This window comes from Brenneria sp. g21c3 (genome assembly GCF_040240345.1).
Taxonomy (GTDB): Bacteria; Pseudomonadota; Gammaproteobacteria; order Enterobacterales; family Enterobacteriaceae; genus Brenneria.
Genome location: NZ_JBEIAB010000023.1, coordinates 55,078 through 71,105, shown reverse-complemented (window position 1 = coordinate 71,105; position 16,028 = coordinate 55,078). Strand labels below are relative to the sequence as shown.

Annotated in this window: 11 protein-coding genes and 1 pseudogene; 6 read left to right on the top strand and 6 right to left on the bottom strand. The window is 60.1% G+C overall.

From position 1 onward, the window contains the following. From ABRZ28_RS22085 to ABRZ28_RS22075, 3 genes and pseudogenes are all read left to right on the top strand, one after another. A pseudogene (locus ABRZ28_RS22085) lies at positions 1–797 on the top strand (hypothetical protein); the annotation flags it as partial. 5 nt (positions 798–802) lie between these two features. Then, positions 803–1,858, top strand: a complete 1,056-nt coding sequence (locus ABRZ28_RS22080) for a hypothetical protein (protein ID WP_330521570.1) — start codon at positions 803–805, stop codon at positions 1,856–1,858. Between the two features lie 7 nt (positions 1,859–1,865). Beyond that, positions 1,866–2,921: a hypothetical protein gene (locus tag ABRZ28_RS22075; protein ID WP_330521569.1), complete on the top strand. Its 1,056-nt coding sequence runs from the start codon at positions 1,866–1,868 to the stop codon at positions 2,919–2,921. 542 nt (positions 2,922–3,463) lie between these two features. Here ABRZ28_RS22075 and ABRZ28_RS22070 read toward each other — a convergent pair. The 4 genes from ABRZ28_RS22070 to ABRZ28_RS22055 all read right to left on the bottom strand — a co-directional run bounded on the left by ABRZ28_RS22070 (position 3,464) and on the right by ABRZ28_RS22055 (position 8,149). Further along, the gene (locus ABRZ28_RS22070; protein ID WP_330521568.1) at positions 3,464–5,266 is read right to left on the bottom strand and encodes an ABC transporter ATP-binding protein; all 1,803 of its coding nucleotides are present in this window, start codon (positions 5,264–5,266) and stop codon (positions 3,464–3,466) included. A 31-nt stretch (positions 5,267–5,297) separates the two neighbouring features. Further along, a complete protein-coding gene (locus tag ABRZ28_RS22065) occupies positions 5,298–6,206 on the bottom strand; it encodes an ABC transporter permease (protein WP_319606266.1) in 909 nt (302 codons plus the stop codon). Continuing rightward, a complete protein-coding gene (locus ABRZ28_RS22060) occupies positions 6,206–7,186 on the bottom strand; it encodes an ABC transporter permease (RefSeq protein ID WP_330521567.1) in 981 nt (326 codons plus the stop codon). The genes ABRZ28_RS22065 and ABRZ28_RS22060 overlap by 1 nt, the downstream gene beginning before the upstream one ends. Positions 7,187–7,495: 309 nt before the next feature. Next, entirely contained in the window at positions 7,496–8,149 is a 654-nt protein-coding gene (locus ABRZ28_RS22055) for a GntR family transcriptional regulator (RefSeq protein ID WP_319606264.1), read from the bottom strand. Between the two features lie 343 nt (positions 8,150–8,492). Between ABRZ28_RS22055 and ABRZ28_RS22050 the strand changes: the two genes are divergently transcribed. The 3 genes from ABRZ28_RS22050 to ABRZ28_RS22040 all read left to right on the top strand — a co-directional run bounded on the left by ABRZ28_RS22050 (position 8,493) and on the right by ABRZ28_RS22040 (position 12,162). Further along, positions 8,493–9,857: an MmgE/PrpD family protein gene (locus ABRZ28_RS22050; protein ID WP_330521566.1), complete on the top strand. Its 1,365-nt coding sequence runs from the start codon at positions 8,493–8,495 to the stop codon at positions 9,855–9,857. 121 nt (positions 9,858–9,978) lie between these two features. After that, positions 9,979–11,304 (top strand): MmgE/PrpD family protein, encoded by a 1,326-nt coding sequence (locus tag ABRZ28_RS22045; protein WP_330521565.1) that lies wholly within the window; start codon positions 9,979–9,981, stop codon positions 11,302–11,304. 102 nt (positions 11,305–11,406) lie between these two features. Continuing rightward, entirely contained in the window at positions 11,407–12,162 is a 756-nt protein-coding gene (locus ABRZ28_RS22040; protein ID WP_330521564.1) for a sulfite exporter TauE/SafE family protein, read from the top strand. Between the two features lie 17 nt (positions 12,163–12,179). Here ABRZ28_RS22040 and ABRZ28_RS22035 read toward each other — a convergent pair whose 3' ends face one another. Continuing rightward, positions 12,180–13,874 carry a hydantoinase B/oxoprolinase family protein gene (locus ABRZ28_RS22035; RefSeq protein ID WP_319606260.1) on the bottom strand — a complete coding sequence of 565 codons (1,695 nt, stop codon included), beginning with the start codon at positions 13,872–13,874 and terminating at the stop codon, positions 12,180–12,182. Next, positions 13,871–15,964, bottom strand: a complete 2,094-nt coding sequence (locus ABRZ28_RS22030) for a hydantoinase/oxoprolinase family protein (protein ID WP_330521563.1) — start codon at positions 15,962–15,964, stop codon at positions 13,871–13,873. The genes ABRZ28_RS22035 and ABRZ28_RS22030 overlap by 4 nt, the downstream gene beginning before the upstream one ends. Positions 15,965–16,028 lie beyond the last annotated feature (64 nt).

Below are 16,028 nucleotides of genomic sequence, written 5' to 3'. Positions count from 1 at the left end.
TGACGTCGGTGCGTGACAAGGCGGACGGCATGCTGGGCAAAGCGCTGTCGCCGGTCAATCAATTTCTGGAGGCGCTGGCGGTGCGGCTGCATATCGAAGGCAATACGCTCTATCACACCTATCGCGGAGTGAATGTGCATAAGCTGCGTAAGCTGCGGGAGATCGAGGAGGCGGAGCTGCTGCTGGTGACACGCCCCGACTGGGCGGATGTGAATGCGGTTGCGAAGTATAAAGGCGTAAGGGAGCTTTCTGATGTTCATAAAAGACATATTGCCGAAGGATGGCCGGACCTGGAAAACAGTTTTTTAAAAGGAAGACAAAATACTTTTCATAGTATGAATGCCGCCTACGCCGAACCGGGCGAGCGATTGTATCGGGTGCTGGATCCGGCCAGTGATTCCCTTGATAACGGCGCCTACTGGCTACGGGAGAAGGACTTTCTGGCGCTGCAAAGCAAGGCCGAGTGGCGTAAAAAATGCGCGGTATGGAAAAACTGGAACGAGAACGGCGAATATGTCATCTATACCGTGCCGCCCGGCCAGCGCATCAAGCTGTGGGAAGGGCCGGCGGCTACCCAGGAAATCAAGAAAGAAAATGCCGATGGCGTACTGGAGGCAACCGTTTCACTGGAGGGCGGCGGCAATCAGTTGCTGATTTTTCCCGGAGACTTACGCCGGGAGGCGATGGGGCCGCGCCGGAAAACCGGCTGGGGCTACAGCGATCTGAATGACGAAGGCAACTGCTTTGTCGGCGTGCCAAAGCTACAAACCAACTGGTACGGCGACAACAAGGAGTAAACAAAATGGCGATATTACACCCGCAGGAGTGTTATTTACTGGAGCGCTATACCAGCGTCGACTATTACCGCCGGCGCTGGGAGGCCTACAACGCCTTTGTCGAGCACTGCGAACAGCAGGTGGAATTGTTTATGCAAAACCTGCCCGCCGACCTCCGCCGTCGACCGGCCTGGGAGCAGATCGATATTATCTGGCAAAACCGGGTGTTGCCTAATATTCGCGACACCTTATCCGGGCTGGATCGCAGTTATGTGCGGCTACAGCATAACGACCCCAATGCCTATATTACCGGGGGAGGGGTCAACAGCGACAACAAAGGTCTGACCGATTACTGGCCGGAGCGCTGGATGAGCCCGCCGGCGCTGCAACGCTATTCCGATCTGTTCAGCCTGGGCAGTATGCTTGATATGATGGTGCATGGCACCGTCAGTTCAAACTGGGATGAAGGCAATTTAACCTATCTATACAGTGAGCAATTTTTTGGTCCGCTGGATTTACCCGCGCAGATCCCCCGCTACCGGTTGGATACGTCCGTGGTGCTGGGACCGAATGACCCGGTGACGGTGACCGGGATTTACCTGCCGGATGTGGAATATGCCTGCGCGCAGTTTTTTCATCCTTTCAGCTATCTGCCGCATGTCGCCCCGCAGGGAAAGGCCCGAAGCGACTATATCAGCCCGGAAGGGAAACGGGATTATCACTGGGAGCAAATTGAAAACGTGCCGGCCACCTGGACGCTGATCCGCCGGGTGGAAAATGAGTTTATTCCGGTGCCGCCGCAGGGTTTTTTCCCCGCCGCTCACCCGGACGAGCTGTATCGCTGGCCGGAGCGGGAGCAGGCGCTGCTGGCCGGCCGGCAAACCCATCTGACGTTGCTGAGCGGCACGGTCTGCCCGTACGGCGGAGTCTGGAGCACCTATCAGGCCGGGCGCATTGAACGGCAACACTTCGCGCAAGGCGATATTTTGCCGCAGTGGCAGGACAGCGCGACGCAGAAAAGGGTTATCCACTGGACGCTGCTGGAGCGCGACGACGGCGGCAATGTGCAGTTTCCGGGGTAAGAACAAGATGGCGATATTACACCCGCAGGAGTGTTATTTACTGGAGCGCTATACCAGCGTCGATTATTACCGCCGGCGCTGGGAGGCCTACAACGCCTTTGTCGAGCACTGCGAGCAGCAGGTAGAGCTGTTTGTGCAAAATCTGCCCGCCGACCTCCGCCGCCGTCCGGCCTGGGAGCAGATCGATATTATCTGGCAGAATCGGGTGCTGCCTAATATTCACGGTACGCTGTCTGGGTTAGCCGACAGCTATATTGAACGGCAGCATAACGACCCCAATGCCTATATTACCGGCGGGGGGGTTAATAGTGATAACAAAGGACTGACCGATTACTGGCCGGAGCGCTGGATGAGCCCGCCGGCGCTGCAACGCTATTCCGATCTGTTCAGCCTGGGCAGTATGTACGATACGATGGTGGATGGCACCGTCAGTTCAAACTGGGATGAAGGCAATTTAACCTATCTATACAGTGAGCAATTTTTTGGTCCGTTGGATTTACCCGCGCAGATCCCCCGTTACCGGTTGGATACGTCCGTGGTGCTGGGGCCGAATGACCCGGTGACGGTGACCGGGATTTACCTGCCGGATGTGGAGTATGCCAGCGCGCAGTTTTTTCATCCCTTCAGCTATCTGCCGCATGTCGCCCCGCAGGGAAAGGCCCGAAGCGACTATATCAGCCCGGAAGGGAAACGGGATTATCACTGGGAGCAAATTGAAAACGTGCCGGCCACCTGGACGCTGATCCGCCGGGTGGAGAATGAGTTTATTCCGGTGCCGCCGCAGGGTTTTTTCCCCGCCGCTCACCCGGACGAGCTGTATCGCTGGCCGGAACGGGAGCAGGCATTGCTGGCCGGTCGGCAAACCCATCTGACGTTGCAGAGCGGCACGGTCTGCCCGTACGGCGGAGTCTGGAGCACCTATCAGGCCGGGCGTATTGAACGGCAACACTTCGCCCAAGGCGATATTTTGCCGCAGTGGCAGGACAGCGCGACGCAGAAAAGGGTTATCCACTGGACGCTGCTGGAGCGCGACGACGGCGGCATTGTGCAGTTTCCGGGGTAAACAAGATGGCGATACTACACCCGCAGGAGTGCGCCCATGCCGGGCGCACAAAAAAAAACGCTTACCGGCAACGGTAAGCGTTGAAAAAAATCAGGTCTGTAAGACAACGGTATGGCGCCTCACTCAACGTTATGTCCGGAAAGTCCGATGGAGACATCACATCCTCATCTGGAATTGGACGATAGGCGCCGCAAATTGGCTCTGCGTCATTCCCAGGATTATGAAGCCGAAGCAAACATAGAAGGTGGAATGAGCATCTACGCGTAAATTTAAGCACAAGTTATGCCAACGCGCCTCATTATATTTTCACTAATCCGCATATAAAACATAACATTATGATAATAAAAGCTATTTTTATTATATAATTATCCGGCGCACATTCCCGGTCAGAACACGGAAATCCAAAAAACGCGGCCAGAGCTAAAAACGTCGCCGTTAAGAGACGAATTCCCCCGCATTCCATTTACCCATTTCAAATCAATCCGTTAAATGTCTCCACATGGAGACATGCCGCGGCATCGCCGTCGTCGAACCGCAACGCTTCAGTATCCCTGCTGAACCAGATGCCCTGGCGCGACTTCATCATAGCGCACGGGCGGCACAGTGATATCAGGCGGAAAAATCGGGCTGAGGATCTCGGTATTATCGATCTCTCTAATTAACTGGCGTCGGCTGGGATCGGGGATCGGCACCGCCGCCATCAGCCGGCGGGTATAAGGATGGCGGGGCTGGTTAAAGATCGCCTCACGCGGCCCGGTTTCAACGATTTGCCCGCGATACATCACCGCCACCCGGTGGCTAAAGCGTTCGACCACGGCCATGTCATGCGAAATAAACAGATAAGCCAGCCCTAGCCTGGCCTGCAAGTCGAGCAGCAGGTTAATAATTTGCGCCTTCACCGATACATCCAGCGCCGAAACCGATTCATCGGCAATCAGCAGCGCCGGTTGCAGAATCAGCGCGCGCGCGATACAGATTCTCTGCCGCTGTCCGCCCGAAAACTCATGCGGGTAACGACCAGCCATCTCCGCGCTCAGCCCCACCAGCGTCAGCAGTTCGTCCACCCGCGCCAAAGCCTGACGCCGGTCGCCCAGGCGATGAGCAAGAAAAGGTTCGGCAATCGACTCGCCAACGGTCATGCGGCTATTCAGGCTGGCATAGGGATCCTGAAAAACCATCTGTACCGATTTGCGCAACTCCGCCAGTCGCTTACTCTCGCCGGAGACCACCGGACGCCCCTGCACCACGATGGTACCGCCCGTCGGCGGCGTCAGACCCATCAAGGTACGGGCGATCGTCGACTTCCCGCACCCGGACTCACCCACCAGCGACAGCGTTTCGCCGGCATAGAGCTGGAACGAGACCTGTTCCACGGCATGCACCCGCCCCACCAGACGGGAGAAAAGACCGCGCCGGATATCAAAGCGCGTCGTCAGGTTTTGCACTTCCAGCAGCGGCGGCCGACTCATATCCACCGTGGAGCGGGCCGGCGCGACATCGCCCGCAGGCCCGCTTTCCCCGAGCGCATCAGGATAACGCAGCGGATGCGCGACGCCGTCCATCTGTCCCGGCAAGGGAACGGCGGCCAGCAGCGCCTGAGTGTAAGGATGCGCCGGGGCGGCGAATAACCGTGCGGTCTGATTGAATTCAACGCTGCGGCCTGATTGCATGACCAAAGTACGATCGGCGATTTCGGCCACGACGCCCATGTCATGCGTGATAAACAGCACGGCCATGCCCTCTTCCCGTTGCAGGGTTTTCAGCAGCGCCAGAATTTGCGCCTGAATGGTGACGTCCAGCGCGGTGGTCGGCTCATCGGCGATCAATAGCTTCGGCTGTCCGGCCAGCGCCAGCGCAATCATCACCCGCTGACGCATCCCGCCGGAAAGCTGATGGGGATAGTCATCATAGCGATTCTCCGCCGCCGGAATACGCACCTTTTTCAGCAGCCGGATCGCTTCTCGTCGCGCTTCCCGCCGCGATAAAGGGCGACGTAACCGCAGCGCCTCCGCCAGTTGGAAACCGATGGTAAAAACCGGATTCAGACAGGGTTCCTGGAAGACCATCGCCATATCGCGACCGCGAATCCGCCGCATGCGCTCCTCGTCCAGCGACAGCAGCGAACGCTCCCCAAGATGAATACCGCCGCGAATGCGCACTCTGTCGGCCGGCAGCAAGCGCATCACCGCCAGCGCGGTAACGCTCTTCCCCGATCCTGACTCCCCCACCACCGCCACCGTTTCCTGAGCGCCGATGTCAAAGGACACCTGGCGCACAATAGGCAACCACTGATCGTCTTTACGAAAATCGACTTCCAGGTTACTGACTGATAATACGGGCTGCATACACGACCTCATAACCGTTGACGCAATCTCGTCAGCGACGGCGGGGATTGAATACATCGCGGAACCGGTCGCCGACGAGATTAATGGCGATAATCACAACCAGCAGCGCAATGCCCGGATAAAAACAGATCCAGTACTGACCGGCCAACATATATTGGTAGCCGCTGGCGATAAGCAGCCCCAGGCTGGGTTCGGTAATCGGCACGCCCAGGCCAAGGAACGACAATGTGGCTTCCAGCGCAATGGCGCGCGCAATTTGCACCGTCGCAATCACGATCAGCGGCGGCAGGCAGTTCGGCAGCAGATGGCGAAACAGAATGCGGGTAAACGGGATCCCGAGGCAGGCCGCCGCGTCAATGTACTCTTTACGGCTTTCCGCCAGCGCCGCGCTATGGGCGGCGCGCGCATAGGTCGCCCATTCGACGATCACCAGCGCCAGGATGACGTTAACGACGCTCTTGCCCAAAAAAGCCAGCAGAATCAGCGCCACCAGAATAGCGGGAAAAGAGAGTTGCAGATCCACCAACCGCATGATGAGGCTTTCCGTGCGGCCGCGGACATAGGCGGCCAGCAGGCCCAGCGCGCCCCCCAGCAATGCGGCGATCAGCGCGGACAGCACGCCGACGCCAAGCGAAATACGCAGGCCGTACAAAATAGCCGATAGCATATCGCGTCCCTGATCGTCCGACCCCAGCCAGAAGGAAAAACCGTCCGACGTCACGCTGCCGGGCGGCAGTTGTCCGTTCATGATATCGAGCTGCATCAAATCATAAGGGTTCTGCGGCGCCAGCCACGGCGCCAGCAACGCAAGAAGCACCAGCGACAGCAGCAACGCCAGCCCCGCCATCGCCAGCGAAGAAGACGAATACAACCGCCAGAACTGACGCCAGCCGCGTCGCGCCGATTTGGCGGTTGGCTGCTCCCGCGCTACGTCAGCCATCAGGATTTGCCCTGCCCGTTCAGCCGTACCCGCGGATCGAGCAGGGTATAAATAATATCGACCACCAGGTTAATCCCCACAAACAGCAGCACAATAATCATCAGATACGCCACAATTACCGGACGATCGAGCACGTTGATGCTGTCGATGATCAATTTCCCCATGCCCGGCCAGGCGAAAATCGTTTCGGTGACCACTGAAAAGGCAATCACCGAACCGAACTCCATGCCGATCACCATCACCAGCGGAATAAGGATGTTTTTCAGCACATGAACCGCAATGATGCGACGGTAAGGCAACCCCTTCGCGTGCGCCAGGCGGATATAATCCTGCGGCAGCACCTCCTGCACGCCGGCGCGCGTCAGGCGCAGCAGCAGGGCCGTTTTAAACAGCGCCAGATTCAGCGCCGGCATCAGCAGATGCTGGAGGCCGTCCAACGTCAGGAACGACCAGGATGCGCCGAACAGTTGCACGGTTTCTCCCTGACCGCCGCTGGGCAGCCAGCCCAGCCAGACCGAAAACAGCATAATCAGCATCAGCCCGACCCAGAAGGTCGGCAGCGAAAAACCCAGAATACTGCCGGCCATAATGACCTTCGCCAGCCAGGCGTCGGGCTTTAAGCCGGCATACAGTCCAAGAGGAATGGCGATCAGCACCGCCAGCAGCATCGCGCACACCGCCAGCTCAAGCGTGGCGGGCAGACGCTGCCAGATAACCTGCAAAGCAGGCAAGTTGAAGACATAGCTGGTACCGGCGTCGCCGTGCAGCACGCCTCGTAAAAACAGCAGATATTGCCGGAACAGCGGTTGATCCAGCCCCAGCTCGCTGATAAGCCGCTGACGATCGTGTTGGTCGGCATCGGCCGGCAACAGAATGTCCACCGGATTGCCAATCACATGCAACGCGACAAAAACGATGATGGTCATCGCCAGCACGACCATCATCGCCTGAAAAACACGTCGCAGCACTGAGTTAAGCATTTTTTTGCACGGCTCCGTTTGACTGGACAACACCGCCAGTCAATCATGAAACAGAAATATCAATGCGCTAGCGTCCGCCGAAAAGACATCATAACTCTATGAAAATAATCAGAAGAAAAGTTGCCGCTTTAGCGTTCGGGAAGTAATACATTTGTATACCATCAACAGGGCGATTCTATTGATGGCATACCGGCGCGACAAATATAAAAATCGGATAACCTATGCGTGTTTTCTGCTTAAGAGAACAGCGCGTGACAAGCCAGGCGCTCATGTTGCCTGCGCACCCGACGAGCGTCAGGCCGGGACGCCTCAGAAATCCCGCTGGCTCAGGATGCCCAGACGCGCGCGATAACCATTGCGGATATGCTGGCAGGCGACTTCCTGCGCCGCTTCGCGATCGCGCCGCGCCAGCGCATCGACAATCATCTGGTGCTCTTTTTTCGCCTCTTCAACCCGTTCGGGCAGCTCGTAGGTCGTACCGCGCAGCAAAGAGAGATGAATACGCAAATTATCCAGCATCTCATTCAGATAGGGATTGTGGGTAGCGCGGTAAATCTGGCGATGAAACAATCGGTTATGGTCGTGCAGCCGTCGACTGTCGTCGATCTGCCGTTCGGTATTCACCATTTCCTGCAACAGACCGATCTCTTCTTCCGACGCCGAGCTCACCGCAAGATCAATCGCCAGCCGCTCCAACCCCTCGCGCACGGCAAATAGCTGACGCAGCCGCTCATAGCTGATCTGGGCAATCATCAGACCGCGCTGCGGGCCGGGTTCGACCAGCCCCAGGGTTTCCAACCGGTGCAGCGCTTCGCGAATCGGCGTGCGGCTCAGGCCGAACTGTTTCGCCAGCCGGGCTTCCTGTAAACGCTCGCCCGGCAACAGCTCGCCTCGTTCAATCGCGGCGATCAGGGTATCAAACGGCGACAGGGCCGTTTCTCGGTCAGTCAGTTTTAGATTCATAGTCCATCAATCGGTGAATTAACCATTAGGCAGGCACACGGGCTGCGTGAGCCGAAAAACATCATTATAAACATGCGCAATCCGTTCCCTGACATAGGGAACATGAATGATATTGAAAACATTTCAAGTTTGCCCGACGCAGCGCTATTGGCAATATCTGGCATTGCTTATTTTGTTCTTAACTTAGCTAAAAAGCATCTTTGTGCCGACGAACTCTGTTGCTATTCTGCCTAGCCACTACGGTATACAATTGAATGCAACAGCGAAGAATACGTTCGCGACCTGATATTGAGGCCCTCATTATCATCAGCGTCATAGCATCTTCGCCTAAGGAGTCATGGTCATGACCACCCCTCCCGCCCCCTCGCGCGGCGAACAATTAAGCCAGTTTATTAGTCAATCCTCCCGGATGCCGATTCCCGATGCCGTGCTGCGCGAAGCAAAACGCGCGCTGATTGATTATCTGGGCGTGGCGTTGGGCGCGGTCGACGATGACGCCGTCCAGGCGGTTCGTCAGGTCGTCAAACGCTGGAACGCGCAGGGCGACGCGCAGATCTTTCTCGGCGCCAAAACCGCGCCGGCGCTGGCCGCGCTGGTCAACGGCACCATGTCGCATGCCGCCGATTATGATGATACCCATCCGGCCGGCGCCGGACACCCGAGCGGCCCCTGCTGGTCCGCCGCGCTGGCGATGGCGCAGGCTTATCATGCCGACGAACGGGCGACGCTAATCGCCTTTATCACCGGCTTTGAAGTGATGGCCAAACTGGGGGGCGGCTGGGTTCCCGGCGTCGGGCGCAATCTGCAACGGCGCGGCTTTCATCCGACATCCGTCGTCGGCCGGGCGGGCGCCGCCGCGGTCGCCGCTTCGATCCTGCGGCTGGATCCGCAACAAATCGCCAATGCGCTCGGCGCGGCGGCCACCATGATGGGCGGGCTACAGAAATCCTCCGGCACGCACGGGAAACCGTTTCACGCCGGTAAAGCGGCGATGGACGGCATTATGGCCGCCGAGCTGGCCGCCGAAGGCTTCAGCGCCGCGCACCATTTTTATGAAACCGACGGCTGGGTGAAAATCTTCATTCAAGACGGCAGCGCGGAAATTCCGCCGCTGGATTTTGGCGACAGTTGGGAGTTGCTCGGCAACGGCTACAAACTTTACGCCAGTTGCCGCGGGACGCACGCCTCGATAGAAGCGGCGCGCGGTCTCTACCCGCGTCTTAACGGCCGCAAAATCCGGCGCATCCACGCCAAAGTGCATCCGATGGGCCTGGTCAACGCCGGTATCGCCGATCCGAAAACGCCGCTGGAAAGCAAATTCAGCATTCCGCACTGCATTGCCCTTGCGCTGAGCGGCTATCAACTGACCGATACCGATTTCACCCAGCAGACCGTCGACGATCCGCATCCCCGCCAATTGCTGCCGCTGTTGGACGTAGAGGCCGTCGACGGCCAATCCGCCAGCTCGGCTTTTATCGACGTCTGGCTGGAAGACGGCGAACGGCTGCATGGTGAAACACGGGTCTATCGCGGCCATGCGGAAAATCCGCTCTCCGACGAGGAGCTGCGCGCCAAGTTCGATACGCTGACCGCGCCGGCGCTCGGCGCCGCCGATAGCGACAGACTGTATCAGGCGGCGGTTAATTTCGAACAGCCGGGTTCGCTGTCCGTTATCGCAGAAATCTTAGCCGGACGCGCATCGCGCTAACGGCCTTAACGCCCCGGCCTTGACGATGTTGCGGCCTTCGACCTCCGTCGTCCTTAAACACAGCCCCGGTCAGCGCATGATGGCCGGGCCTTTCTACCTATTTGCACAGGAAATCCGTTTCATGACCATTGCCCGTCAGTTTGCCCACAATCTTCTGGCGTTTTCCCGCCGGGATTTTCCCGCCGACGCTCTGGCGCACGCCAGAACCGCCATTATTGATACGCTTGGCGTAACGCTGGCGGGCGGGATTCAGGATGGCGCGAAAAAACTCCGCGCCGTTGTCGTCCCTTCGGCGGCGCCGGGCAAAAGCCGGGTGTTCGGCACGGAACTGCATCTCAACGCGCTGGATGCCGCCCTGCTGAACGGCACTTCCGCCCATTTACTGGATTTTGACGATTCCAACTCCTTGCTGCGCGGCCATATCTCGGCGGCGGTGCTGCCGGCATTGTTGGCGCTGGCGGATGAACGCCAATCCGACGGCGAGGCGATCCTGCGCGCCTATCTGGCCGGTTACGAAGCCGCCGCGCGCATGGGGAAAACGCTCAGCACGTTTCAATACAGCCACGGCTGGCACCCGACCACCTCGGTCGGCATCTTTGCCGCCGTCGCCGCCAGCGCCGTCCTGCTCGATCTCAGCGAAGAACAGACCGCCGTCGCGCTGTCGATTGCCGCGTCGCTGGCTTCCGGCATCAAGTCCAACTTCGGCAGTCAGACCAAATCCCTGGCGGTCGGCCACGCCAACCGCAGCGCGCTGATGGCGGTGCTGCTGGCCCGGCAGGAATACAGCGCCGGCTTGACGGCCTTTGAGCATCATCACGGTTATTTCAATGTGTACAACCTCGGGCCGGAAAACTATGACGTCGCCCCGATCACCGAAAGCTGGGATGCGCCGCCGCATATCCTCGATAAGGTTAAAGGCAACAACTTTAAGTATTTCCCCTGCTGCTATGCGATCTTATCGCCGCTGGACGCCCTGCTGGCTTTGCGCGAGCAGACCGCCCTGCCCGCCGATCGGATCGCGCGGATTCAGGTCGCCGTACACCCGCTGCGTTTCCCGCACATCAATACGCCGCATCCGGAAACCCCGCTGGCCGGAAAATTCAGCCTGCATTACTGTGTCGCCCGCGCCTGGATCACCGGCCAGCTGACGCTGGATGACTTTATCGACGACGCGGCGTTTAACGACCCGGCCACCAACGCCCTGATGGAAAAAGTCGAGCTGACCTGCCACGATGAGGATAACGCCCACGCCGCGCATGTCGCGCTGACCGATCGGGATGGCCATCAATTTAGCCTTCGCGTCGCCGGCGCCAAAGGCTCAAGCGCGGACAATCCGTTGCCGGACGGCCTGATTGAGCGGAAATTTATCGATTGCGCCAGCCAGGCGATGCCGCGCGCGGCGGCCCAGGCCTGGTATCGCCGTCTGCTGCAAGATCAGTTTCGCTAATATCATCATGCCGGACTGACCGGCCATGACGCCGCCGTCCCCTGACGAACCGCCTCGGTAGCGGGCGGCGCCGCTTATCGCTTTATCACGAGATTATCTATTATGCTCAACCTGATCCCGGCGGAAATCTCGCCGCTGTTTGCCGGTATACTGATATTTTGCAGTTTTCTCACCTCGGCATTAACCGCCGCGCTGGGACTGGGCGGCGGCGTGACGCTGCTGGCGATCATGGGGTTGGGGATGCCGATCGGCAGCCTGCTGCCGGTACACGGCATCGTACAACTCGGTTCGAATCTGAGCCGAACGCTGATTCAGCGTCTGTATATCGCATGGCCGCTGGTGCTGTGGTTTTTCATCGGCAGCGCGGCGGGCATCGCGCTCGGCGCGCCGGTCGCGGCATGGATACCGGACCATATCGCTAAAATCGCCCTGGCGCTGTTTATCCTGTGGTCGGTATTTCATCCGCGCTCGCCGGCCAAAAAGACCAACCGACTGTTCTTTATTCTTGGCGGGGCGGCGGCCAGCATCGGCACCATGATCGTCGGCGCCACCGGGCCGCTGGTTGCCGGTCTGATCAGTTCGCAAGGCCTGAGCAAACAGCCGCTGATCGCCACCCATGCCGCCTGTATGGTGCTGCAACACGGCCTGAAGATCCTCGCCTTCGGCCTGATGGGATTTGCCTACGCCAGTTGGCTGCCGATGCTGATCGCCATGATCGCCAGCGGCGTGCTGGGCACCTGGCTCGGCGCCCGACTGCTGGATAACCTGCCGGAAAAACTGTTTCGCACGGCGTTTCGCCTGACGATGATTATCCTTTGTTCGCAACTGCTCTGGCAGGGCATTAACGGCTGGCGATAACCCGTCGCGAAACGGGATTAACCCCGCGGCGCGCGCAGCCGTTGCGTAGCCGCTTCATCCACCTGGAGACGTTCATCCAGCGCCACCCGGTAGACCTGACCGGCCGCGGCAAGGCTGATATAGCCTGCCAGCACGTCCTGCGCCACCTGTTGCGGATCGCGCGCGGCCGGATCGCCGTACCCGCCGCCGCCGGGCATATCTATCGCCACCCGCTCGCCGGCCGGTATCGGCTGCATCCCCTTCGCCTTCAGCGCGCTTCCCGATGTCAACGCGACCCGCCCCGGCATGCCGTTTTCACCGCCGGCATAGCCTCTGGCCGGGTGGTTGACCCGATCGAAGCGGGCATACAGCGTCAGCGGAACCGGGTAGCGATTGCCGATCACCATGGTTTGCCCCAGTCCGCCGCGAAACCGTCCCGCGCCGCCGGAGTCCTGCCGCAGCGATTTTTCCCATACCACAATGGATGTCATCGCCTCGGTGATCTCAACCGGCACGTTACGTACGCCGGACGGGAATGGCGTAGCCGACAGCCCGTCCAGCGTCGGACGCGCGCCGGCGCCGCCGCTGTGGAAACTGGTGACCATAAACGCCGGATGATGTTCGCTGGCCGCCGCCGCCAGCCGCACGTTCCACAGGCTGCCGGTGCTTTCCGCCGGCGCGCGATCCTGCAACGCCTGCCGAAAGCAGCCGAAAATCAGATCGGGCAGAAACATGCCTATCAGCGAACGCGCCACCACCGGGCGGGGAAAAGCCGCATTGGCGATGCAATCTTCCGGCGCGGTCAGGGTAATGCAACTCAGGGTGGCGGCATTGTTCGGCAGCGCAGGGGCGATCAGACTCTTCACGCCAAATGCGGCATAAGCCTCGGTATAGCAGAGCGGACAGTTGATGCCGTACGCCGACGGGCCTGACGTACCGGCCATATCAATATGAACGCCACGCTCATCCACCGTCACCGTGGCGACCAGATCGACCGGCTTTTCATAACCGTCGATGCGCATTTCGTTACGCCACGACCCGCGCGGCAGAGCCTGGATCGCCGCCATCATCGCCTGCCGGCTATGCGCCAGAATCTCCGCGCCGACGGCATCGATATCCGCCAGCCGGTACTCATCCATGATTTTATGCAGGCGCCGGGCGCCGATATCATTACAGGCCATCAGCGCGAACACATCGCCTTCCACCTGCACCGGCTCGCGCACATTGGCGCGAATAATCTGCAACAGGCTGTCGTTCACCCGGCCCTGTTCCGCCAGTTTCATGATCGGAATAAACAGCCCCTCGCCATATACCTGTTTCGACTCCGGCGACGGCCCGTTGCCGCCGATATCCACCACATGGGTGGTACAGGCGAACAGCGCGACCACCCGCTGCCGGCGGAATACCGGCGTCACCACGGTGATATCGGATAAATGCCCGGTGGCTTTCCACGGGTTATTGGTAATCAGCACATCGCCCTCCGCCAGCGTCGCCAGCGGGTAGTCGGTCAGGAAGTGGCGAACCGAACGGGCCATCGAGTTAATGTGTCCGGGCGTACCGGTGACCGCCTGAGCCAGCATATCGCCCTGCGGGGAGAAAATACCGGCGGAGACGTCGCCCGCCTCACGCGTCGAGGTGCTGAATCCGGCGCGGATCAGACTGCGCGCCTGTTCCTCCACGGCGGCGATCAGCCGACTCCAGATGATTTGCAGTTGAATCGACCCGGTCGTCATACTTTTTCCTCCTGGGTCAGAAGAATGTGATGCAGCGGGTGAATATCGGCCCGAAAGCCGACCGGCACCAGCGTATTGGTCTGCGCCTCGGCGATGATGGCCGGCCCGCTTATCGACATGCCGGGTTGCAGCGTATGCCGGTGGTACACCGCCGCCGCCGTCTGGCGCATCAGCGCCAGATCGATCAGCGTCTGATGCCCGGCGGGCGCCGGCGCCTGACCGGGCGGCAGATCGGCCCGCGGCGCCGACGGCGCGGGCATGACCTCGGCCAAACGCAGCGTCCAGGTCAGACATTCAATCTCCATGTTCGGAATGATGCGCCCGAAGTGGCGGATATACTCCGCCTCAAAACGCCGGCGCAACAACCGGTGGTCGTCCGGGCGGAACGCCCGCGCCGGCAGCGGCACCGCGATTTCGTGTCCCTGACCGCGATAACGCATATAGACCACGCGCGTTTCGCTTACCGTCTGATTCGCCGCCAGCGCCAGATAAACCGTCTCTTCCGCTTCATGGCGCAGCCCGGCGAACAGCCGGTTAATGACGCCGGCATCGAAGGCGGCCAGAGCCAGCAGATGCGTGCGCACAACTTCGCTGGATACCGGCGCGAGCAGGAAACCGTGGGCCGCTCCCACGCCCGCGCCGCTGGGGATCACCACTCGCCGGATCCCCAGTTTCTGCGCGATACGCGCCGCATGCAGCGGCGCCGCGCCACCAAAGGCGATCATCGCGCGATCTTCCAGCTGCGCGCCGTTGTCGGTGGCGTGTACGCTGGCCGCATTCGCCATGTTTTCATCCACCACCTCGACCATCGCCATGGCGGCCAGCTCGCCGTTCTCGTCAGCGCCCGCGGAAACGTGCTGACGCAGCGCCGCGATCGCCAGTGATTTATCCAACGCAATTTTTCCGCCGGCAAACAGCGTCGGATCGATTTTCCCCAGCACCAGATCGGCATCCGTGACCGCCGGCCGCGTACCGCCGCGGCCGTAGCTGGCCGGCCCTGGTTCGGAACCGCAGCTTTCCGGCCCGACGGCGACCTGATCCAGCGCGTCGCGATAACCCAGCGAACCGCCGCCCGCGCCGATTTCCACCATATCAATCACCGGGATACGCAACGGCATCCCGCTGCCTTTCAGGAAACGATAAGCTCTGGCGACTTCCAACTGGCGGCCATACTGCGGCTGACCGTCATCGATCAGCACCAGTTTGGCCGTGGTTCCGCCCATATCAAACGCGATGGCCTGCGCGATATCCAACTGACGCGCGACATGCGCCGCCAGCACGGCGCCGCCCGCCGGGCCGGACTCCACCAGCATGACGGGAAACGCGCAGGCCTGTTCCAGCGTGGTCAGCCCGCCGCTGGACATCATCAGCATCACTTTGCCGCCGATGCCCAGACGGCTAATCCCCTGCGCCAATCGATGCAGATAACGATCCATAATCGGCTGCACATACGCATTGGCGCAGGCGGTGGAAATGCGCTCGTACTCCCGGATTTCCGGGCAGACCTGATGCGACAAGGTGATTTTCAGGTGGGGCAGCGCCTGACGCAACAGTTCGCCCGCCCGCCGCTCATGCTCGCCATTGGCATAGCTATGCAGGAAACCGATCGCCACCGCTTCGATATCCTGAGCCGCCAGTTGCGGCGCCAGATCCCGTACCGACTGCTCATCCAGCGGCAACAGCACGCTGCCGTCCGCCGCCAGACGTTCCCGCGCTTCCAGGCGTAAATGGCGCGGCACCAGCGCGGGCGGACGCCGCATATACAAATCGGACACCTCAAAGCGGTGCTCATGGGCGATTTCCAGCGTATCGCGGAAGCCGGCGGTCGTCACCAGCGCCACCCGCGCGCCCTTACGCTCGATCAGCGCGTTGGTGGCCAGCGTGGTGCCGTGAATAACCAGCCTGACCGAACGGGGCGGGACGCCGGTCTGACGGAGCAGATCGGCCATACCGTTCAACACCGCCACTTCCGGCGCCTGATGGGTGGTGAGATATTTGGCTGACGTTACCGCGCCGTTATCTTGCTCCAGCACGATATCGGTGAAGGTGCCGCCGATATCCACGGCGAAGCGCGTACCTTTGTTTAACATGAAGCGACCTTGTGGTTACAGCAGGAACAAATAAGCCGCGACGCAGCCACGCCGCGGCCTGTAG